Origin of the sequence: Pseudomonas sp. KB_12 (genome assembly GCF_052114545.1) — a bacterium.
GTDB classification, from domain to species: Bacteria; Pseudomonadota; Gammaproteobacteria; order Pseudomonadales; family Pseudomonadaceae; genus Aquipseudomonas; species Aquipseudomonas brassicacearum.
This window is the reverse complement of sequence record NZ_JBFREY010000015.1, coordinates 20,286-42,387: the sequence shown is the minus strand read 5'-3', so window position 1 is coordinate 42,387 and position 22,102 is coordinate 20,286. Positions and strand designations below refer to the sequence as shown.

Genomic DNA, 22,102 nt, shown 5'->3' with positions numbered 1-22,102 from the left:
TCAGCTCAAACCCAGATCTTGGCTTCCTGGCGTCCAGATCAATTGCCAACTGCCATCAGCCTGTGCATCGAGCCCGGCCAGGTTGGCCACCGCCAGCAATTGCTCGCCCTGATAGAGCAGCGGCAATCGGCCGCGAACGAACGCCGGCACGGCCTTTTCATTGAGCAAACGCTTGAGGTCACGGTGACCACGACCTGCTAACGCCATCACCTCGCCGCCTTGACGATAGCGCACGCTGAGCGGCCCCACAGGCGGCGTGCCACTGAGCACCACCCGACCATTGCCCGGCAAGCGCAGTGCAACCGCCGGATCGGCCCAGTCGACGGTGCCTGGCAGCGAACATAGCCAGTGGTCGGATAACCACCAGACCCGCCCGGCGGCCCGGTGCAGCTCGCCACCGGCCAGTCGCCAGATCGGCCGGGCATCGTCGGCGGCATCGCGCAACGAGTCCCAGCCCGACCAGTGATCGGTATCGGGCAGCAGGGTCATCGGTGCCAGCCAGTGGCTCAAGGCGTTGCGCTGACGGGCCGGCGACAACGCCCGCAAAGGCGCCAGCGCCAGTGATTGCAACCCGAGCCAGTCGAACGCGCCTGGGGTCGCGGCCTGGGCCAGGTCAATTTGCGCCAAATCGTCCAGCAAGCCTTGGGCTTCACCCATGTGCGCGGCGCTGCGCGCCAGGGTCGTCGAAGCTTGGGGCCATTGCTCGGCCAACACTGGAAAAATTCGCTGGCGCAGGTAATTGCGCGCGTATCGATGGTCGTCGTTGGACGGGTCGTCGATCCAGCTCAAGCCATGCTGCCTCGCATAGGCTTCCAGCTCCGCCCGGGACACATCGAGCAAGGGCCGCAGCAAATGCCCTTGGCCCAAAGGACGCTGCGACGGCATCGCCGCCAAGCCCTTCACCCCCGCGCCCCTTAGCAGGCGAAACAGCAGGGTTTCAGCCTGGTCATCTCGATGCTGGGCGGTAAGCAGCACTTCATTGCTGTGGATCGCCGCGACAAAGGCCGCGTAACGCGCTTCCCGCGCAGCGCGCTCGACACTGGCACCAGCGCGCACTTGCACAGTCACCACGTCCAGCGGCACGCCCAGGGCCGCACAGACCGAACGGCAATGGTCCGGCCACGCCTCGGCCACAGCCTGGAGGCCGTGATGCACATGGATAGCGCTCAGCGCGGGCAAGGGTTGGCGTTGCGAAAGGGTTACGAGCAGGTGCAGCAGAACGGTGGAGTCGAGGCCGCCGGAGAAGGCGATGCGCCAGGTGGCGGCGTTGCGCCAGGGGAGCATGTGCTTGAGGAGCCGGGTTGGCAGATCCGCGCTTGAGTTCATAGGAGTCAGCCTTGGCACAAACAACTGTGGGAGCGAGCCTGCTCGCGATGGCGGTATATCAGTCAACTCATTTGTTGAATGTTAAACCGCTATCGCGAGCAGGCTCGCTCCCACATGGTATTGCAGTCAGATCAGAGGCCGTAGCTCATCAACCGCTCGTAGCGACGAGCCAGCAGCGCTTCGTTGTCGAACTTCTTGAGCATCGACAGTTGCGAGCTCAGCTCGGCGCGAATCAGTGCCGCCGCTGCAGCCGGATCGCGGTGAGCGCCGCCGACTGGCTCGTTGATCACTTTGTCGACGATACCCAGGCCTTTGAGACGCTCGGCGGTAATGCCCATGGCCTCAGCAGCATCCGGCGCCTTCTCGGCGGTTTTCCACAGGATCGAGGCGCAGCCTTCCGGCGAGATCACCGCATAGGTGGAATATTGCAGCATGTTCAACTGGTCGCAGACACCGATGGCCAGTGCACCGCCGGAACCACCTTCGCCAATTACAGTGGCGATGATCGGGGTTTTCAGGCGCGCCATGACGCGCAGGTTCCAGGCAATTGCTTCGCTCTGGTTGCGCTCTTCGGCGTCGATGCCCGGGTAGGCACCCGGCGTGTCGATGAAGGTCAGGATCGGCATCTTGAAGCGCTCGGCCATTTCCATCAGGCGGCAGGCCTTGCGGTAGCCTTCCGGACGCGGCATGCCGAAGTTGCGGCGCACTTTCTCGCGCACTTCGCGGCCTTTCTGATGGCCGATAACCATCACCGGCTGGTCGTCCAGACGGGCGACACCGCCGACGATCGCGGCGTCGTCGGAGAAGTGACGGTCGCCATGCAGCTCATCGAACTCGGTGAAGATGTGGTCGATGTAGTCCAGGGTATAGGGACGACGTGGATGACGCGCCAGGCGGGCGATCTGCCAGCTGGTCAGCTTGCCGAAGATGTCCTCGGTCAGCGTGCGGCTTTTGTCTTGCAGACGAGAGATTTCATCGCCGATATTCAGCGAATTGTCATTACCGACCAAGCGCAACTCTTCGATCTTGGCTTGCAGGTCGGCGATCGGCTGTTCGAAATCTAGAAAATTCGGGTTCATAGGCGTCCGTCTTGGGTCGACGTCCAAGAGAGCTTGGGCCGGCCGGTTGTCTATTCGCGCCTACCTTAAGGGAGAGGCGCGTTCAGGTCGAGATTAAAAAATCGGGTCGAGATCAGGGGTATTCCGGTTTCAAGAATGGCCCCTGGCCGTCAACGGTATTGGAGGAAGACGTTGTCTTTGCCGAACTGGTCACGCAAGGCTTGAATCAACGCATCCGCCGGATCGATCCGCCAGCCTTCGCCGAACTGCAACACAGCCTTGGCGTCGGGGCGTACGTACTCCATGGTGATCGGGCAAGCACCGCGATGGCGCTTGAACAATTCGCCCAACCAGCGTAGCTGATCGCCCTTGAGATCCTGGGTCTGCAACTTCAGGCGCAGGCTTTCGGCCAGGTTGGTACGGGCATCTTCCATGCTCATCACCCGCTTGACCCGCAGTCGCAGGCCACCGGAAAAATCATCGTTGCTGACTTCGCCTTCCACCACCACCATCGCGTCGGTCTGCAACAGCGACTGCGCCGAGTGGAACGCATCGGCGAACAATGAGGCCTCGATGCGCCCGGAGCGGTCGTCGAGGGTAATGAAGCCCATCTTGTCGCCCTTTTTGTTCTTCATCACCCGCAGGGCGATGATCATGCCGGCGACGGTTTGCGTATCGCGCGCCGGCTTGAGGTCGATGATGCGCTGACGGGCGAAGCGGCGGATCTCGCCTTCGTATTCGTCGATCGGGTGACCGGTGAGGTACAGGCCCAAGGTGTCTTTCTCACCCTTGAGGCGCTCCTTGAGGGTCAGCTCCTTGGCCTTGCGATGGTTGCCGTAGACATCGGCGTCTTCTTCGACGAACAGCCCGCCAAACAGGTCGGCGTGGCCACTGTCATGGGTACGGGCAGTCTGTTCGGCGGCCTTGATCGCCTCCTCCATCGCCGCCAGCAACACCGCGCGGTTGCGGTCGATGTTGGCCTGGTAGGCCTTGGGCTCATCCTGGAAGTAAGGCCCCAGCCGGTCCAGGGCACCACTGCGGATCAAACCGTCGAGGGTGCGCTTGTTGATGCGCTTGAGGTCAACCCGGGCGCAGAAATCGAACAGGTCCTTGAACGGCCCGTCCTGGCGCGCTTCGGTGATGGCTTCCACCGGCCCCTCGCCCACACCCTTGATCGCGCCCAGGCCGTAAATGATGCGGCCTTCGTCGTTCACCGTGAACTTGAACTCCGAGGCGTTCACGTCCGGTGCGTCGAGGCGCAGCTTCATGGTCCGCACTTCTTCGATCAAGGTCACGACCTTGTCGGTGTTGTGCATATCCGCCGACAGTACCGCGGCCATGAACGGCGCCGGGTAGTGCGCCTTCAGCCACGCGGTCTGGTACGACACCAGGCCATAGGCGGCGGAGTGGGATTTGTTGAAGCCGTAGCCGGCGAACTTTTCCACCAGGTCGAAAATGTTACCGGCCAGGTCAGGGTCGATGCCGTTGGTGGCGCAACCCTCAATGAAACCGCCGCGCTGCTTGGCCATTTCCTCGGGCTTTTTCTTACCCATCGCCCGACGCAACATGTCCGCGCCGCCGAGGGTATAACCGGCCATGACCTGGGCAATCTGCATCACCTGTTCCTGATACAGGATGATGCCGTAGGTCGGTGCCAGCACCGGTTTCAAGCCTTCGTACTGATAGTCCGAGTGCGGGTACGCCAGCTCGGCGCGGCCGTGCTTACGGTTGATGAAGTCATCCACCATGCCCGATTGCAACGGGCCCGGACGGAACAGGGCCACCAGTGCGATCAGGTCTTCCAGGCAGTCGGGCTTGAGCTTTTTGATCAGCTCCTTCATGCCCCGGGATTCAAGCTGGAACACCGCCGTGGTTTCGGCTTTTTGCAGCAGGCTGTAGGTCGGTTTGTCATCCAGCGGGATGAAGGCAATGTCCAGCGGTTCTTCGCCGACCTTGGCCCGGTCACGGTTGATGGTTTTCAGCGCCCAGTCGATGATCGTCAGGGTGCGCAGGCCGAGGAAGTCGAACTTCACCAGGCCCGCCGCCTCGACGTCATCCTTGTCGAACTGGGTCACCAGGCCGTCGCCCTCTTCGTCGCAATAGATCGGCGAGAAGTCAGTCAGCTTGGTCGGCGCGATCACCACGCCCCCGGCGTGCTTGCCGACGTTACGCACCACGCCTTCGAGCTTGCGGGCCATCTCCCAGATCTCGGCGGCTTCTTCGTCGACCTTGATGAAGTCCCGCAGGATTTCTTCCTGCTCGTAGGCCTTCTCCAGGGTCATGCCGACTTCGAACGGAATCATCTTCGACAGACGATCCGCCAAACCGTAGGACTTGCCCTGCACCCGCGCCACGTCGCGCACCACCGCCTTGGCGGCCATGGAACCGAAGGTGATGATCTGGCTCACGGCGTTGCGGCCATATTTCTCGGCCACGTAGTCGATCACGCGGTCGCGACCGTCCATGCAGAAGTCGACGTCGAAGTCGGGCATGGATACCCGTTCCGGGTTGAGGAAACGTTCGAACAGCAGGTCATATTCCAGCGGGTCGAGGTCGGTGATCTTCTGCACATAGGCCACCAGCGACCCGRCACCCGACCCACGGCCCGGGCCCACCGGCACGCCGTTGCTCTTGGCCCACTGGATGAAGTCCATCACGATCAGGAAGTAACCGGGGAAGCCCATCTGGATGATGATATCCAGCTCGAAATTCAACCGATCGACATAGACCTGGCGCTTGGCTTCGTAATCTTCGGTGGTGTCCTTGGGCAGCAGGACGCTAAGGCGCTCCTCAAGGCCGTCGAAGGACACCTTGCGGAAATACTCGTCGATGGTCATGCCATCGGGAATCGGGAAGTTGGGCAGGAAGTGTTTGCCCAGCTTCACGTCGATGTTGCAGCGCTTGGCGATCTCGACGGTGTTTTCCAGCGCCTCGGGCAGGTCGCTGAACAACTCGGCCATTTCCTCGGCGCTCTTGAGGTATTGCTGGTTGCTGTAGTTCTTCGACCGACGCGGATCGTCGAGGGCCCGGCCCTCACCGATGCAGACGCGGGTTTCGTGAGCTTCGAAATCGTCCTGCTTGATGAACCGCACATCGTTGGTCGCCACCAGCGGCGCGCCGATCTTGTCGGCCAGGGCCACGGCGGCATGCAGGTGTTCTTCATCATTGGGACGATGGGTGCGCTGCACTTCGATGTAGAAGCGATCCGGGAACACCGACATCCAGTCACGGGCCAGGGTCTCGGCTTCCTCGGGATTGCCACTGAGCAGGGCCAGGCCGATTTCACCCTCCTTGGCCGCCGACAGCATGATCAGCCCTTCGCTGGCCTCGGCCACCCACTCGCGTTCAATGATGATCGAGCCGTTGCGCTGGCCGTCGATAAAACCACGGGAGATCAGCTCGGTGAGGTTGCGATAACCCAGGGCGTTCATCACCAACAGGCTGATACGGCTCAGCGGCGCGTCCGGGTCCTTGTTCGACAGCCACAGGTCGGCGCCACAGATCGGCTTGATCCCGGCGCCCATGGCGGCCTTGTAGAACTTGACCAGCGAACACATGTTGTTCTGGTCGGTGACCGCCACGGCAGGCATGTTCATGCCCACCAGGGTCTTGACCAGGGGCTTGATCCGCACCAGACCGTCGACCAGGGAGTATTCAGTGTGCAGGCGTAGATGAACGAATGAAGCCGGCATAGTGATCCTGCGTTAAGTCATGAAAACAACAAGGCCCGGATTGTACCGGGCCTTGGGTAAAACATGTAGGAGCTGTCGAGCGAAGCGAGGCTGCGATCTTTCCACTGCCGATTGAGTCGAGAGTGAAAGATCAGGATCAAAAGATCGCAGGCTTCGCCAGCTCCTACAGGGCATGCAGGGCATTGCGACGCTTTCGCTATATCCTTTCGATCAAGCCATCACGTGCCTCATAAGCCAGCCGCACCGGGGCGAACGAACGCCGATGGATCGGCGTTGGCCCAAGGCGCGCCAGGGCTTCGAGATGAACGGGGGTCGGGTAACCCTTGTGGCCGCCGATGCCATAGCCCGGGTAAATCAATTCGAAGGCGGCCATTTCCCGGTCGCGACTGACCTTCGCCAGGATCGAGGCCGCCGCGATGGCCGGCACCTTGGCGTCGCCCTGGATCACCGCTTCGGCGCGCATCGACAGTTTCGGGCAGCGATTGCCATCGATCATCGCCAGTTTCGGCGTGATGTGCAGGCCCTGCACCGCACGCTGCATGGCAAGCATGGTGGCGTGCAGGATATTGAGCTCATCGATTTCTTCGACTTCGGCCCGGGCGATGCACCAGCTCAGGGCTTTCTCGCAGATCTCGTCGTAGAGTTTTTCGCGACGGGCTTCAGTAAGCTTCTTCGAATCGTTGAGACCCAGGATCGGCCGCTTCGGATCGAGAATCACCGCCGCCGTCACCACCGCGCCGCACAACGGGCCACGCCCCACTTCATCGACACCCGCCACCAGTTCTTCCACTTCGGCGACCAGGTTGAAGTCCAGGCCCATCTGTAGCTTCGAGTTGCTCATGGTTTTGCGCCAATCAGGGTCAGTACCGCGTCAGCCGCCTGGTTGGAAGCATCACGACGCAAGGTACGGTGGATTTCGTCAAAGCCTCGGGTCTGTTCCTCGCCGCCGTCGATCAAGGGCGACAGCGTGGTGGCCAGCGCCTCGGCGGTCGCCTCGTCCTGCAACAGCTCCGGCACCAGCAAGCGCTGGGCCAACAGGTTCGGCAAGGACACGTAGGGGCTCTTGACCATGCGTTTGAGAATCCAGAATGTCAGCGGCGCCAGGCGATAGGCGACCACCATCGGGCGTTTATATAACAGCGCCTCAAGGGTAGCGGTGCCGGAGGCAATCAACACGGCATCGCAGGCCGCCAACGCTTCGTGGGAACGACCGTCAAGCAGCGTCACCGGCAAATCGCGGCCAACCAGCAGCGCTTCCAACTGGGCGCGACGCGGCGCACTGGCACACGGCAGGACAAAACGGACACCGGGGCGCAGCGCCCGAAGGCGTTCGGCGGCATCGAAAAACAGGCCGCCCAGGCGACTCACTTCGCCGCCCCGGCTGCCGGGCATCAAGGCCACCAGCGGTCCCTCGGGCAGGCCCAACGCCTGGCGGGCCGCATCGCGGTCGGCTTGCAGGGGAATGGTATCGGCCAGGGTGTGCCCGACAAACCGCACCGGCACGCCCTTCTCTTCATAGAACCGGGCTTCGAACGGCAGCAGCGTCAGCATCAGGTCGCAACCTTCGCGAATCTTCAGCACCCGCTTCTGCCGCCAGGCCCAGACCGACGGGCTGACGTAATGCACGGTCTTGATACCGGCCTGACGTAACTTGAGTTCGATATTGAGGGTGAAATCCGGCGCATCGATGCCGATGAACACATCCGGTTTTTCGTCGATCAGGGTCTGGATCAGCTTTTTGCGCCGGGCCAGCAGCTCGCGCAGGCGGCCGAGCACTTCCACCAGGCCCATCACCGACAGGCGTTCCATCGGAAAATAGGACGTCAGGCCTTCGGCCTCCATCAACGGCCCGCCAACACCAATGAATTCGACAGCGGGATGCTGCGCCTTGAGCGCGCGCATCAGACCGGCGCCCAGAATGTCACCGGAAGCCTCTCCCGCCACCAGTGCAACACGCAAATTAGCCATGGTCAGCGAGTGATGCCGCGGGTCGAAGACTGGATGGAATCGCGGAAGATCGCGACTTCCGGGTGTTGCGCCGAAGCCTCGGCCAGTTCGGCGAGTGCCTGCTCGACCGTCAGGCCCTGGCGATACACGACCTTGTAGGCGCGACGCAGCGCCGTAATCGCCTCTTCGCTGAACCCACGACGGCGCATGCCTTCGAAGTTCATGCTGCGGGCTTCGGCCGGGTTGCCGAACACCGTGACATAGGCCGGGACGTCCTTGCCGATGGCGGTGCCCATGCCAGAGAAGCTGTGGGCGCCGATATGGCAATACTGGTGCACCAGGGTGAACCCGGACAGGATCGCCCAATCGTCCACGTGCACATGGCCGGCCAGGGCGGTGTTGTTGACCAGGATGCAATGGTTGCCGATGACGCTGTCATGGCCGATGTGCGCATAGGCCATGATCAGGTTGTGGTCGCCCAGGGTCGTTTCGGAACGATCCTGAACGGTGCCACGGTGAATCGTCACGCCTTCGCGGATCACGTTGTGATCGCCGATGACCAGACGGGTTTCCTCACCTTTGTACTTGAGATCGGGCGTGTCCTCGCCTACCGAAGAAAACTGGTAGATGCGATTGTGCCGACCAATCCGGGTCGGTCCCTTGAGAATTACGTGGGGACCGATCACCGTACCCTCGCCGATTTCCACACCTGCGCCGACAATCGACCACGGGCCGACCTCGACATCGGCGGCCAGAACGGCCGTCGGATCGATGATTGCGCGAGGGTCAATCAAACTCATAGTTTGCGTTCCGCACAGATGATTTCAGCGGAGCAGACTGGCTTGCCGTCGACCGAAGCCTGGCATTCGAATTTCCAGATCTGGCGCTTGCAACTGATGAACTTGGCTTCGAGGATCAACTGATCGCCCGGAGTGACCGGCTGACGGAAACGCAGCTTGTCGGAGCCAACGAAGTAATAGAGCGTGCCGTCGGCAGGCTTTACGTCGAGCATTTTGAAACCAAGGATCCCGGCAGCCTGAGCCATCGCCTCGATGATCAATACGCCCGGCATGATTGGATGCGCGGGGAAGTGACCATTGAAGAACGGCTCGTTGATGCTGACATTCTTGTAGGCGCGAATGCGCTTGCCTTCAACGTCCAGGTCCACCACCCGATCCACCAGCAGGAACGGGTAACGGTGAGGCAGGTATTCGCGAATCTCGTTGATGTCCATCATTTCGGGGGGAAGCCTATGTAAAGATTGGAAGCGCACGAGTGACGCGCACTCCGCTAGCAAATCAAGATGCCCTAACGGCTGTGCACACTTGATATGGAAATGGTATCAGCCATCTGATGAAGCATTACCGCCAGGGGTCACGTCCCCTACACGCTTTTCCACCTGCTTGAGGCGCCGCGCGATGTCGTCGAGCTGGCGGATACGCGCCGCGCTCTTGCGCCATTCGGCTGCCGGCTGCATGGCCGTACCGGAAGAGTAGGCACCTGGCTCGGTAATCGAGTGGGTCACCATGGTCATCCCGGTCAGGAACACGTTGTCACAGATATCGATATGGCCCACCAGCCCCACGCCACCGGCGAGCATGCAGTGCTTGCCGATCTTGGTGCTGCCGGAGATGCCCACGCAGGCGGCCATGGCGGTGTGGTCACCGACCTGGACGTTGTGGGCGATCTGGATCTGGTTGTCGAGCTTGACGCCATTGCCGATGACCGTGTCGGCCAGGGCGCCGCGGTCGATCGCGGTGTTGACGCCAATCTCCACGTCATCGCCAATGGTGACGCCGCCGATCTGGGCAATTTTCTGCCAGATGCCTTTCTCGTTGGCAAACCCGAACCCTTCGCCGCCCAGTACTGCGCCGGACTGAATCACGACCCGCTGGCCGATGCGCACATCGTGATACAGGGTGACCCGTGGTGCCAGCCAGCCGCCTTCGCCGATCTCGCAGCGTGCGCCAATGACACAATGGGCACCCAGCGTGACGCCGGCACCGATACGGGCCGCGCTTTCGATGACCACGAATGGGCCGACACTGGCCGTGGGATCAACCACAGCATCTGCCGCGATCACTGCGCTGGGATGAATACCGGCAGCCGATTTCGGCTTGGGATCGAACAGATGGGAAATGCGGGCATACGCCAGGTACGGATCGGGCACGATCAGGGCATCGCCGGCAAACCCATCGGCATCCGCGGCCTTGAGCAACAGCGCGGCCGCCCGGCTGTCGGCCAGGTACTTGCGGTACTGAGGATTTGCCAGAAAGCTCAACTGAGCTGGGCCAGCCTCTTGCAAAGTGGCTAGCCCAGTAATTGCCTTCTCCGGGTCGCCACGCAGGGTGGCGCCGAGGAACTCGGCCAACTGGCCGAGCTTGATAGTCGCTGTCATGGATTACTTCAGCTGATTCATGCGCTCGATCACCTGGCGCGTGATGTCATATTGAGGCTTGACATCGATCACTGCGCCACGCTCGAACACCAGGTCAAAACCACCTTTCTTGATGACTTCTTCCACGGCGCTGTCGAGTTTCGGCTTGAGTTGCTTGAGCATTTCGCGGTCGGCAACAGCTTTCGCTTCGTTCAGCTCCTTGGACTGGAACTGGAAGTCACGGGCCTTTTGCTTGAATTCAAGCTCCAGACGCTCACGCTCGCCCTGAGCCATCTTGTCGCCACCGGCTACCAGACGATCCTGAATGCCCTTGGCGCTGCTTTCCAGGCCCTTGAGCTTGGTCAGTTGCGGGCCGAATTTCTTCTCCGCATCCACGGCGTATTTCTTCGCCGCGTCGGATTCCAGCAGGGCCATCTGATAATTCAGCACGGCGATCTTCATGTCGGCAAAAGCCGGACCGGCGACCAGTACGGTCGCCAGGAGAACCAATTGAGTCAACTTACGCACGATGTACTCCTACAAAATCCATTGTCGTTGTCATGGGTCAGGCGCTTAGAACGTCTGGCCGAGGGAGAATTGGAACACTTGGGTTTCAGCGTCATCCGGTTTCTTGATCGGCATCGCCAATGCGAAGCTCAAAGGACCCAGCGCGGTGACCCAGGTCACACCCACGCCGACGGAACTGGCCATGTTGCTCAGGCTGATGTCGTTGCACTTAGCGTTGGACTTGGTGCCGTTGACGTTGGTGGTGTCATCGCAACTGGAGTCGAAAACGTTACCCACGTCCCAGAATACCGAGGTGCGCAGGGAACGTTGGTCCTTGACGAACGGCATTGGGAACAGAACTTCCAAACCACCTTGAATCAAGACGTTACCACCGAATGGCAGCGGATCCTGATCCGGGTCTGCCACGGTACCGGTGTTCCCCGTAACAGCAGCACCACGACTCGGCGTACTACGCGGGCCAAGGGTACTGTCCTTGAAGCCACGCACCGAGTTGAAACCACCGGCGTAGTAGTTCTCGTAGAACGGCAGGCCATCGGTCGAACCGTAGCCATCACCGTAGCCCAGCTCGGTGTGCAGGCGCATGGTGTAGTTGTCGGTCAACGGCTGGAACAGCTGGCCACGATAGTCGAGCTTGAAGAACGACAGGTCGCTGCCAGGCGTAGTCGTTTCCAGAACCAGGCTCTGGGAATGACCACGGGTCGCCAGTACGCCCTTGTTCAGGGTCGATTCGGACCAACCGGCAGACGCCTTGAAGTTCAGGTAGCTGTCGCCTTCCTTCTTAACGAAGTCAAAAATCTCGTCAACGGTGTACTTACCGGTGTTGATCTTGTCCTGCTGGGCGGTGAGGCCGAAGGTCAGGCGCGAAGTCTCGCTGATCGGGTAACCCACGTTGGCGCCGACACCGTAGCTGTCCACCGCATAGCTGGAGATATCGGAATCGAGCTCGTCATAGTCGGTGGTGCGGTAGAAGGCGTTGTAGCCCAGGCTCACACCATCAGCGGTCCAGTAGGGGTCCACGTAACCGAAGTTGTAGCGGGTCTGGTACTCACTGCGGGTCAAGCCGATGCTGACTTTGTTACCGGTACCCAGGAAGTTGTTCTGGGTGATCGAGCCACCGAGGATCAGGCCGGCGCTCTGGGCGAAACCGACGCTGGCGGTGATCGAGCCGGAAGCCTGCTCTTCGACGCTGTAGTTCACATCGACCTGGTCATCGACGCCCGGTACGGCCGGGGTCTCGACGTTGACTTCCTTGAAGAAGCCCAGGCGCTCCAGGCGAGTCTTGGACTGGTCGATCAGGTAGGTCGAGGCCCAGCCACCTTCCATCTGGCGCATTTCACGGCGCAGCACTTCGTCCTCGGACTTGGTGTTGCCACGGAAGTTGATGCGGTTGACGTAGGCACGCTTGCCCGGGTCCACGGCGAAGGTGATGTCGACGGTGTGGTCTTCATCGTGCGGCTGTGGCACGCCGTTGACGTTGGCGAAGGTGTAGCCCTCGTTACCCAGGCGACGGGTGATCAGCTCGGACGTGGTGGTCATCAGCTTGCGCGAGAACACCTGGCCCTTCTGCACCAGCAGCAGCGACTTGACCTGGTCTTCAGGCACTTTCAGGTCGCCGCTGAGCTTGACGTCACGAACGGTGTACTTCTCGCCTTCGTTGACGTTGACAGTGATGTAGACGTGCTTCTTGTCCGGGGTGATGGACACCTGGGTCGAGGCGATGTCCATGTTGATGTAGCCGCGGTCCAGGTAGTAGGAACGCAGGCGCTCCAGGTCACCGGAGAGTTTTTCACGGGCGTACTTGTCGTCGTTCTTGAAGAACGACAGCCAGTTGGTGGTCTTGAGTTCGAACAGGTCGATCAGGTCTTCGTCAGGGAAAACCGTGTTGCCCACCACGTTGATGTGCTGGATGGCTGCCACGGTGCCTTCGTTGATGTTGACCTTCAGGCCAACGCGGTTGCGCGGCTGCGGCACCACTTCGGTGTCGACAGTGGCCGAGTAGCGGCCCTGGGCAACGTACTGGCGTTGCAGTTCGTTACGTACACCTTCGAGGGTGGCGCGCTGGAAGATCTCGCCTTCGGCCAGGCCGGATTGCTTGAGGCCTTTCATCAGGTCTTCAGTGGAGATCGCCTTGTTGCCTTCGATCTCGATACTGGCGACCGACGGGCGCTCGACAACGGTGATGACCAGGACATTGCCGTCACGGCCCAGTTGGATATCTTGAAAGAAGCCGGTCTTGAACAGCGCACGCGTGGATTCCACCAGGCGCCGATCATCCGCCTGCTCGCCGACGTTCAACGGCAAGGCACCAAAGACGCTACCCGCGGAGACCCGCTGGAGGCCATTGACGCGAATATCAGAGATAGTGAAGGACTCGGCGTGAACTTCGGCGATCATCAATACGGTGAGAACCGCAGTTAGCAGCAGACGTTTCATGAAGTCCTTTCTTATTCCAACTGGCAATAAACAAACTGCCGCAAAATGCGGCAGATTCGCAATTCAGCGAAGCGTTACAGACGACCCAGATCGTTGACGAGGGCAAGCAACATAACCCCGACCACCAAGCTGATACCGATCTGTATCCCCCAACCCTGCACCCGATCCGACAAGGGACGACCACGCGCCCACTCGATCAGATAAAACAGCAGATGCCCCCCATCCAGTACCGGGATGGGCAGCAAATTCAGAACCCCCAGGCTAATGCTCAGATAAGCAAGGAAATTCAGGAAATCAGCGACGCCCGACTGGGCAGAAGCGCCCGCCACTTTAGCAATGGTTATCGGTCCACTCAAGTTTTTTACCGAGAGCTCGCCGAACAACATTTTCTTGAGCGAGTCCAGCGTCAGGACGCTCATGGTCCAGGTACGACGCGCACCCTCGCCAATCGCCGCCACAGGGCCGAAGCTGACCTCGCGAATCATTTCCGGCGGCCAGTCGACAGCCTTGACGCCCGCTCCCAGGTAACCGCTCGGTGCCTTGCTCTCGCCGCGGGCGGCCAGGGTCACCGGGACATCGATTGGAGCACCGTCGCGCTCGATGCGCAGCACAATCTTGGTATCCGGACGTACACGGACCGAATCGACCACCTGTTGCCAGTCGCTGACCAGTTGGTCGTCGAGTGCCAGCAACCGATCGCCGGTCTTCAGACCAGCAGCCTGGGCCGGGCCTTTCGGATCGAGTTCGGCGAGTATCGGCGGCATCGCCGGACGCCATGGGCGGATCCCCAGGGACCGGATCGGATCCGGCTCGTCGGCGCCCTTGAGCCATTTGTCCAAGACCAGTTCACGAGGCGAATCCACCGTGGAGCCCTGCTCGCGCACCATCAATTGCAACGAACCGCTCTCACCCAGGCGACGCACCAGCTGCAGATTGACCGCCGCCCAGCCCGAGGTCGGCTCGCCATCGATAGCGACGATTTCCTGCCCGGCACCCAGCCCGGCACGGGCGGCAACGCTACCCGCCTCCACCGCACCGATGACCGGACGCACCTGCTCGCTGCCCAGCATGGCCAGGCCCCAGAAAAACACCATGGCCAGCAGGAAATTGGCGATCGGCCCCGCGGCGACAATGGCGATACGCTGACGGACGGTCTTGCGATTGAAGGATTGATCGAGCTGGTCGGCCGGGACTTCGCCTTCGCGCTCATCGAGCATCTTGACGTAGCCGCCCAGCGGGATGGCCGCTACGACGAACTCGGTGCCTTTCTTGTCATGCCAGCGCAGCAAGGGCATGCCAAAGCCCACGGAAAAACGCAGGACCTTGACGCCACAGCGCCGCGCGACCCAGAAATGACCGAATTCGTGAAATGTGACCAACACCCCCAAGGCAACCAGGGTGCCGACAATCATATAGAGCGCGCTCATCTGTTTTCTCCGCAATCCTGTCCAGGGCAACCCTGGCTAACGTATCGCAGCCTCAACGCCCGTGGCGCTGCAGCCATTGGCCCGCCAACTCACGAGCCCTGGCATCCACCGTAAATACCGTATCGAGGTCATTGACCGAAACCACGGCCTCGAGATTCAAGACTTCCTCGATGATACTCGCGATCTCGGGGTAACGGACACGCCCATCGAGAAACGCTGCAACCGCCACTTCATTGGCGGCGTTAAGCATGGCCGGCGCGCTGTCGCCCGCCTCGGCCGCCTGGCGCGCCAGGCGCAGGCAGGGGAAACGCTGCTCATCGGGCGCCTGGAAATCCAGGCGAGCGATGGCGAACAGGTCCAGCGGCGCAACACCCGAATCGATGCGCTCCGGCCAGGCCAGGGCATTGGCGATCGGGGTGCGCATGTCCGGATTGCCCAACTGGGCCAGCACCGAACCGTCGACATAGTCCACCAGGGAGTGAATCACGCTCTGGGGATGAATCACCACCTCGACCTGGGACGGCTTGGCATCGAATAGCCAGCAGGCCTCGATCAGCTCCAGCCCCTTGTTCATCATGCTGGCCGAATCCACGGAAATCTTGCGTCCCATGGACCAGTTCGGGTGGGCACAGGCCTGCTCGGGTGAAACATGCACCAATTCTTCCAGCGGCGTCTGCCGGAACGGACCACCGGAGGCTGTCAGCAAGATCCGCCGGACACCCACCGCGCCGAGGCCACGGGAAAAATCCTGCGGCATGCATTGAAAAATCGCATTGTGCTCGCTGTCGATAGGCAGCAACACCGAACCGCTTTTGCGCACAGCCTGCATGAACAGCGCGCCGGACATCACCAGCGCTTCTTTGTTGGCCAGCAGGATCTTCTTGCCGGCTTCCACCGCCGCCAGCGTCGGACGCAAGCCCGCCGCACCGACGATTGCCGCCATCACGGCATCGACTTCTGGGGCGGAAGCTACTTGGCAGAGGCCTTCCTCCCCCACCAGCACGCGAGTTTGCAGGCCGGCTGCGCGCAGATCGTCCTGCAGCGCCCGCGCCACAGCGGCTTCAGGCACCACGGCAAACCGCGGCGTGTGGCGTATGCACAAGGCCAGCAATTCACTCATGCGCGTGAAGCCACTGAGGGCGAACACCTGGTAACGCTCCGGGTGCCGGCCGATGACGTCAAGCGTACTCAGGCCGATCGAACCGGTCGCACCAAGGACAGTGATCTGCTGGGGGCGACTCACGACGCCGCCATCCACAACAGCACGGCAAAGATCGGAATCGCGGCGGTAAGGCTGTCGATGCGATCCAGCACGCCGCCGTGACCGGGCAGCAGGTTACTGCTGTCCTTGATCCCCGACTGACGCTTGAACATGCTTTCGGTCAGGTCACCGACCACAGACACAAATACGATCAAGGCGGCACCCATAAGGCCCATCAGCAGCTGCGCGACCGTCCAGTCCCGCACGAAGCCGACCACAGTGGTGATCACCAGGCTCAGGACCAGGCCACCATAGACTCCTTCCCAGCTCTTGCCAGGGCTGACTTTCGGCGCCAGCTTACGCTTGCCGAAGGCCTTGCCGGAAAAATAGGCGCCGACGTCGGCCCCCCAGACCAGCACCATCACGGCCATGATCTGCCAATTGCCCAGCGGGCCTTGCTTGATCCAGATCAGCCCTTGCCAGGCCGGCAGCAGGATCAGCAGGCCGATCACCAGTTTGGTCGCCGCATTGGCCCAATGATGCGTAGTCTGCGGGTAGGTCAGGACCAGGAAGGTCGCTGTCGCCCACCACAGCACCGCGGCACCCAACACCCAAGGCGCGAGCCCGGGCACCACGTACATGATGAACAGCATGGCCGCCACGGCCGCTGCGTAGGCCACTCGCGCCGACTGCGCAGGAAAACCCGCCAGCCGCGCCCATTCCCACGCCCCCAAGGTCACGACCAGCCCGATGAACAGCGCAAAACTGGCGCCTTCGAGCAGGAAGAAACCGCCCAGGGCGATGGGCAACAGGATCAAGGCAGTGATGATTCGTTGTTTGAGCATTAAACCCGGGCTCCAGCTTCGATCTGCTCGCTCGTTTTACCGAAGCGACGCTGACGGGAAGCGAAATCGGCCAGTGCGGTGCGCATGGCTTCGTGTTTGAAGTCCGGCCAGAACAGGTCGGAGAAGTACAACTCGGCATATGCCAACTGCCAGAGCAGGAAGTTGCTGATGCGATGGTCGCCACCGGTACGGATGCACAGGTCCGGCAACGGCAGGTCGCCGGTCGCCAGGCAGGTCTGCAGCAGTTCCGGCGTGATGTCTTCCGGGCGCAAGTGCCCGGCCTGGACTTCCCGCGCCAGCCGCTGGGCAGCCTGGGCAATGTCCCACTGACCACCATAGTTGGCGGCGATCTGCAGGACAAACCGATCGGCGCCCGCAGTCGCAGTCTCGGCTTCGCGCATCGCAGCCTGCAATTCAGGATGGAAGCGCGAGCGATCACCGATGATCCGCAGGCAGATCTTGTTATCGTTGAGGCGCTTGGACTCACGACGCAGAGCCTTGAGGAACAGGTCCATCAAGGCACTGACTTCATCGGCCGGACGCTGCCAGTTCTCACTGGAGAAGGCGAACAGGGTCAGCACCTCGACCCCTGCCTCGGCGCACACCTCGATGACCGCACGAACCGCATCGACCCCCGCCTTGTGCCCGGCGACGCCAGGCATAAAGCGTTTCTTGGCCCAGCGATTATTGCCGTCCATGATGATCGCCACGTGGCGCGGCACCGCGAACGGCACGGCCTGCTTGGTCTTTTCCATGAAAACGAGACCCTTATACGGCCATCAGGTCTTTTTCTTTCTGCGCCAAATCCGCGTCGATCTTAGCCACGTACTTCTTGGTCAGGTCGTCGATCTCGCCAGTGGCACGACGCTCTTCGTCTTCGCTGATTTCCTTTTCCTTGACCAGGTCCTTGAGCTGGCTGTTGGCATCACGACGGATGTTGCGCACGGCAACACGGGCGTCTTCAGCCACATCACGGGCCTGCTTGGTGAAGCCCTTGCGGGTCTCCTCGGTCAGGGCCGGCATGGAGATCAGCAGCAGCTCACCCAGGTTGGTCGGGTTCAGGTTCAGGCCGGCACTGCCGATGGCCTTGTCGACTGCGCCCAGCATGTTGCGCTCAAAGGCCACGACCTGCAGGGTGCGAGCGTCCTTGACGGTGATGTTGGCCACTTGCTTGATCGGGGTGTCGGAGCCGTAGTACGGCACCATCACGCCTTCAAGGATGCTCGGGTGCGCCTGGCCGGTGCGGATGCGACCGAAGTTGTGTGCCAGGGACTCCAGGGATTTCTGCATGCGCTGTTCAGCGTCTTTCTTGATTTCGTTGATCATTGTTGAACTTCCTCGATCAGTGTTCCTTCGGCGCCGCCATGGACGATATTCAGCAGGGCACCGGGCTTGTTCATGTTAAAGACGCGCAGCGGCATCTTGTGGTCGCGGCACAGGCAGATAGCCGTCAGATCCATTACACCCAGCTTGCGATCCAGCACTTCATCGTAGGTCAGATGATCGAACTTCTCGGCATGCGGGTCCTTGAACGGGTCAGCGGTATAGACGCCATCGACCTTGGTTGCCTTGAGCACGACATCGGCATCGATCTCGATCGCTCGCAGGCAGGCGGCCGAATCCGTGGTAAAGAACGGATTACCGGTACCGGCGGCAAAAATCACCACTTCCTTGGCATTGAGGTGGCGCATGGCTTTGCGGCGGTCGTAGTGATCGGTTACGCCAACCATGGAAATGGCCGACATCACGATGGCCGAGATATTGGCACGCTCCAGCGCGTCACGCATAGCCAGGGCGTTCATCACAGTGGCCAGCATGCCCATGTGGTCGCCCGTGACCCGATCCATGCCGGCCGCGCTCAGCGCTGCGCCGCGGAACAGGTTGCCGCCGCCGATGACCAGACCGACCTGAACGCCGATCCCGACCAGCTGGCCGACTTCCAGGGCCATGCGATCCAGCACTTTCGGATCGATCCCGAACTCTTCCGAGCCCATCAGGGCCTCGCCGCTAAGCTTGAGTAGAATGCGTTTATAGCGAGCCTGATAACCACTGCCCTGCTGAGCCATTGCGAATCTCTCCTGCGGCGTATTTTCGAAAATTCTTTGCAAGCTGTTTTCAGCCTGCGTTCACTCTAGCTTGACGCTGACACAGCGCCATCGGAACACGGCTTTGTAAGCCAGTTCCGACAGGAAACCAATAAAAATCGGCATCCCCATCCAAAAAGAGGCTGCGCGCGTTAAGCGGGCAGCCTCTTCAGGGCGACAGTTATAAAAACTGTCTTATTGCTTGCTGGCAGCCAGCTGAGCAGCAACTTCTTCAGCGAAGTTGTCTACTGGCTTCTCGATGCCTTCGCCCACTTTGAAGTAGGTGAAGGAAACGATTTCAGCGCCGCCTTTCTTGGCCAGTTCACCGACCTTGATTTCAGGGTTCTTGACGAACGCCTGCTCAACCAGGCTGGCTTCAGCCAGGAACTTGGTGATACGACCGGCAACCATTTTTTCAACGATTTCGGCTGGCTTGCCTTTGATCTTGTCTTCGTTGAGCTGCATGAACACAGCTTTTTCACGCTCGATGGCGTCAGCGGAAACTTCCGACGGCAGCAGGAACTCAGGGTTGCTGGCAGCGACGTGCATCGCGATGTCTTTGGCCAGCTCGACGTTGCCGCCTTTGAGGGCCACGACGACGCCAATCTTGTTACCGTGCAGGTAGGAACCGACAACATCACCTTCGACGCGAACCAGGCGACGAATGTTGACGTTCTCGCCCACTTTGGCAACCAGGGCTTCACGAGCCGATTCCTGAGCGGCGATCAGCGGAGCTGCGTCGGTCAGTTTGTCAGCGAATGCTTTTTCGACGCTGGCGGCAACGAATGCCTTGAAGTCGTCTTGCAGGGCCAGGAAGTCAGTCTGCGAGTTGACTTCGATGATAACGGCAGCTTTACCGTCATCCTTGATGCCGATCGCGCCTTCAGCGGCAATGTTGCCAGCTTTCTTGGCAGCCTTGATGGCGCCCGAAGCGCGCATGTCATCAATGGCTTTCTCGATGTCGCCGCCAGCCTTGGTCAAGGCTTTCTTGCAGTCCATCATGCCTTCGCCGGTACGCTCGCGCAGTTCTTTGACCAACGCTGCAGTAATCTCTGCCATTTCAAAATCCTCTTGGATAGGTTTTCAACCATTCCACCCGATCGAACGGGCGATCAATTCTTCCTGGAAAACCACTGCTTATAGGCCGCGGCAGGTTACAAACAGGTCACTGCGCTGGCGGCAAATGGTTTTCGAGGTGGCAAAAAGGGGGCCAAGCCCCCTTTTTGCTTACTGAGTCAACGCCAGGGCGTCAATTACTCAGCGGCTGCTGCCGGAGCTTCTTCAGCGAAGACTTCGGTGCCGCCATTCACGTTGTTGCGACCACGGATAACAGCGTCAGCCATCGAACCCATGTACAGCTGGATGGCGCGGATGGCGTCATCGTTGCCTGGGATGATGTAGTCAACGCCTTCCGGGCTGCTGTTGGTGTCGACAACGCCGATGACCGGGATACCCAGCTTGTTGGCTTCGGTGATCGCGATGCGCTCGTGGTCAACGTCGATCACGAACAGTGCGTCAGGCAGACCGCCCATGTCCTTGATACCGCCCAGGGAGCGGTCCAGCTTCTCAAGATCGCGAGTGCGCATCAGCGCTTCTTTCTTGGTCAGCTTGGCGAAAGTACCGTCTTCGGACTGGACTTCAAGGTCACGCAGACGCTTGATGGAAGCGCGAATGGTCTTGAAGTTGGTCAGCATGCCGCCCAACCAGCGGTGATCGACGTACGGCGAACCGCAACGTGCTGCTTCTTCAGCAACGATCTTGCCAGCGGAACGCTTGGTGCCGACGAACAGAATCTTGTTTTTGCCCTGGGCCAGGCGCTCTACGAAGGTCAGTGCTTCGTTGAACATCGGCAGGGTTTTTTCAAGGTTGATGATGTGGATCTTGTTACGCGCGCCGAAAATGTACTTGCCCATTTTCGGGTTCCAGTAACGGGTCTGGTGACCGAAGTGCACACCGGCCTTCAGCATATCGCGCATATTGACTTGGGACATGATAGTTCCTTGATAAGTCGGGTTTGGCCTCCACGTATCCCAATGACCAACCAGCGGCTATATAAAGCCAAAGGCACCCAGGTCATCGTGTCGACACGTGTGTGGATTTAAGCTTGCGGGGTCATCCCCGGAAAGCGGCGCATTTTATACCACAGCAAGGGCGAAAACGGAACACGGATTCTGAAATCCTGGTGAGGAGCCCCTCCCACAGCCCTTTCATGGGCAGTGGATGAACACCCTTATAGAGAGAAGCGATGCATGTGGACGCGGATTTGCGCTGATCGTCTGTTAGAATCGCCTCTTTCAGGGCCACGTGAAGCATCATCCGCCGCCCATTTCGTTTTGAACAGCGCCGTCGGGCGCAGAGAGAGCCTGTATGACCGTTACCCTCAAGACTCCCGAGGACATCGCCAAAATGCGTGTCGCCGGCAAACTCGCCGCCGATGTGCTGGAGATGATCGCCGACTACGTCAAGCCTGGCGTGACCACCGAAGAGCTGGACCGCATCTGCCATGACTACATCGTCAACGAGCAGAAAGCCATCCCGGCCCCGCTCAACTACAAAGGCTTCCCGAAGTCGATCTGCACTTCGATCAACCACGTGGTCTGCCACGGCATCCCCAACGAAAAACCGTTGAAGGATGGCGACACCCTGAACATCGACGTCACCGTCATCAAGGACGGCTTTCACGGCGACACCAGCCGCATGTTCCATGTCGGCAACGTGCCGGAGTGGGCCCAGCGCCTGTCCAAGGTCACCCAGGAGTGCATGTACATGGCCATCGAACTGGTGAAGCCGGGCTGCCGCCTGGGGGACATCGGCGAAGTGATCCAGAAACACGCGCAGAAAAACGGCTTCTCGGTGGTACGCGAGTTCTGCGGCCATGGCATCGGCAAGGTATTCCACGAAGAACCGCAGATCCTGCACTACGGCCGCGCCGGCACGGGCATGGAACTGCAGGCGGGCATGACCTTCACCATCGAGCCGATGATCAACCAGGGCCGCGCCGACACCAAGGTGCTGGGCGACGGCTGGACTGCCATCACCAAGGATCGCAAGCTGTCGGCCCAGTGGGAACACACCTTGCTGGTCACCGAGACCGGCTACGAGATCTTCACCCTGCGCAGCGATGACACCATCCCTCGCGTTTCCGCCTGATCCGAACCCAGCCTATAGATATAGATAGAAAGGA

19 protein-coding genes are annotated in these 22,102 nt (G+C 60.5%); 1 reads left to right on the top strand and 18 read right to left on the bottom strand.

Going from position 1 to position 22,102, the window contains the following annotated elements; translation table 11 throughout:
• From tilS to rpsB, 18 genes are all read right to left on the bottom strand, one after another.
• Nucleotides 1-1,326: a tRNA lysidine(34) synthetase TilS gene (tilS, locus tag AB4Z20_RS14045; RefSeq protein ID WP_442090120.1), complete on the bottom strand. Its 1,326-nt coding sequence runs from the start codon at nt 1,324-1,326 to the stop codon at nt 1-3.
• A 131-nt stretch (nt 1,327-1,457) separates the two neighbouring features.
• Entirely contained in the window at nt 1,458-2,405 is a 948-nt protein-coding gene (locus AB4Z20_RS14040) for an acetyl-CoA carboxylase carboxyltransferase subunit alpha (protein ID WP_003198261.1), read from the bottom strand.
• Nucleotides 2,406-2,554: 149 nt separating this feature from the next.
• Nucleotides 2,555-6,076: a DNA polymerase III subunit alpha gene (dnaE, locus tag AB4Z20_RS14035; RefSeq protein ID WP_442090119.1), complete on the bottom strand. Its 3,522-nt coding sequence runs from the start codon at nt 6,074-6,076 to the stop codon at nt 2,555-2,557.
• A gap of 196 nt (nt 6,077-6,272) precedes the next feature.
• Complete coding sequence (gene rnhB / locus AB4Z20_RS14030; protein WP_057451690.1) at nt 6,273-6,917, bottom strand: ribonuclease HII; 645 nt, start codon at nt 6,915-6,917, stop codon at nt 6,273-6,275.
• On the bottom strand, nt 6,914-8,044 hold the full coding sequence (lpxB, locus tag AB4Z20_RS14025) for a lipid-A-disaccharide synthase (protein WP_253471881.1): 1,131 nt from the start codon (nt 8,042-8,044) through the stop codon (nt 6,914-6,916). Before lpxB ends, rnhB begins: the two co-directional genes overlap by 4 nt.
• Before the next feature lie 2 nt (nt 8,045-8,046).
• A complete protein-coding gene (gene lpxA, locus AB4Z20_RS14020; protein WP_003198252.1) occupies nt 8,047-8,823 on the bottom strand; it encodes an acyl-ACP--UDP-N-acetylglucosamine O-acyltransferase in 777 nt (258 codons plus the stop codon).
• Nucleotides 8,820-9,260, bottom strand: a complete 441-nt coding sequence (fabZ, locus tag AB4Z20_RS14015) for a 3-hydroxyacyl-ACP dehydratase FabZ (RefSeq protein WP_003184897.1) — start codon at nt 9,258-9,260, stop codon at nt 8,820-8,822. Before fabZ ends, lpxA begins: the two co-directional genes overlap by 4 nt.
• 105 nt (nt 9,261-9,365) lie before the next feature.
• The gene (lpxD, locus tag AB4Z20_RS14010) at nt 9,366-10,421 is read right to left on the bottom strand and encodes a UDP-3-O-(3-hydroxymyristoyl)glucosamine N-acyltransferase (RefSeq protein WP_258690436.1); all 1,056 of its coding nucleotides are present in this window, start codon (nt 10,419-10,421) and stop codon (nt 9,366-9,368) included.
• 3 nt (nt 10,422-10,424) lie between these two features.
• Nucleotides 10,425-10,928 carry an OmpH family outer membrane protein gene (locus tag AB4Z20_RS14005; RefSeq protein ID WP_003184901.1) on the bottom strand — a complete coding sequence of 168 codons (504 nt, stop codon included), beginning with the start codon at nt 10,926-10,928 and terminating at the stop codon, nt 10,425-10,427.
• A 45-nt stretch (nt 10,929-10,973) separates the two neighbouring features.
• On the bottom strand, nt 10,974-13,361 hold the full coding sequence (gene bamA, locus AB4Z20_RS14000) for an outer membrane protein assembly factor BamA (RefSeq protein WP_258690435.1): 2,388 nt from the start codon (nt 13,359-13,361) through the stop codon (nt 10,974-10,976).
• A gap of 74 nt (nt 13,362-13,435) precedes the next feature.
• On the bottom strand, nt 13,436-14,788 hold the full coding sequence (rseP, locus tag AB4Z20_RS13995) for an RIP metalloprotease RseP (protein WP_253471875.1): 1,353 nt from the start codon (nt 14,786-14,788) through the stop codon (nt 13,436-13,438).
• Between the two features lie 52 nt (nt 14,789-14,840).
• Nucleotides 14,841-16,031 (bottom strand): 1-deoxy-D-xylulose-5-phosphate reductoisomerase, encoded by a 1,191-nt coding sequence (ispC, locus tag AB4Z20_RS13990; RefSeq protein ID WP_442090118.1) that lies wholly within the window; start codon nt 16,029-16,031, stop codon nt 14,841-14,843.
• On the bottom strand, nt 16,028-16,834 hold the full coding sequence (locus AB4Z20_RS13985; RefSeq protein WP_253471871.1) for a phosphatidate cytidylyltransferase: 807 nt from the start codon (nt 16,832-16,834) through the stop codon (nt 16,028-16,030). The genes ispC and AB4Z20_RS13985 overlap by 4 nt, the downstream gene beginning before the upstream one ends.
• Nucleotides 16,834-17,589: a polyprenyl diphosphate synthase gene (uppS, locus tag AB4Z20_RS13980; protein ID WP_214511385.1), complete on the bottom strand. Its 756-nt coding sequence runs from the start codon at nt 17,587-17,589 to the stop codon at nt 16,834-16,836. Before uppS ends, AB4Z20_RS13985 begins: the two co-directional genes overlap by 1 nt.
• 13 nt (nt 17,590-17,602) lie before the next feature.
• Entirely contained in the window at nt 17,603-18,160 is a 558-nt protein-coding gene (gene frr / locus AB4Z20_RS13975) for a ribosome recycling factor (protein WP_003198238.1), read from the bottom strand.
• Nucleotides 18,157-18,900: a UMP kinase gene (gene pyrH / locus AB4Z20_RS13970; protein ID WP_024779012.1), complete on the bottom strand. Its 744-nt coding sequence runs from the start codon at nt 18,898-18,900 to the stop codon at nt 18,157-18,159. Before pyrH ends, frr begins: the two co-directional genes overlap by 4 nt.
• A gap of 213 nt (nt 18,901-19,113) precedes the next feature.
• Nucleotides 19,114-19,977 carry a translation elongation factor Ts gene (gene tsf / locus AB4Z20_RS13965; RefSeq protein WP_024619613.1) on the bottom strand — a complete coding sequence of 288 codons (864 nt, stop codon included), beginning with the start codon at nt 19,975-19,977 and terminating at the stop codon, nt 19,114-19,116.
• 194 nt (nt 19,978-20,171) lie between these two features.
• Nucleotides 20,172-20,909, bottom strand: coding sequence for a 30S ribosomal protein S2 (rpsB, locus tag AB4Z20_RS13960; protein ID WP_003198231.1), 738 nt, complete (start codon nt 20,907-20,909; stop codon nt 20,172-20,174).
• A gap of 376 nt (nt 20,910-21,285) precedes the next feature.
• Between rpsB and map the strand changes: the two genes are divergently transcribed.
• Nucleotides 21,286-22,068, top strand: a complete 783-nt coding sequence (gene map, locus AB4Z20_RS13955; RefSeq protein ID WP_003198229.1) for a type I methionyl aminopeptidase — start codon at nt 21,286-21,288, stop codon at nt 22,066-22,068.
• Nucleotides 22,069-22,102: the final 34 nt, after the last annotated feature.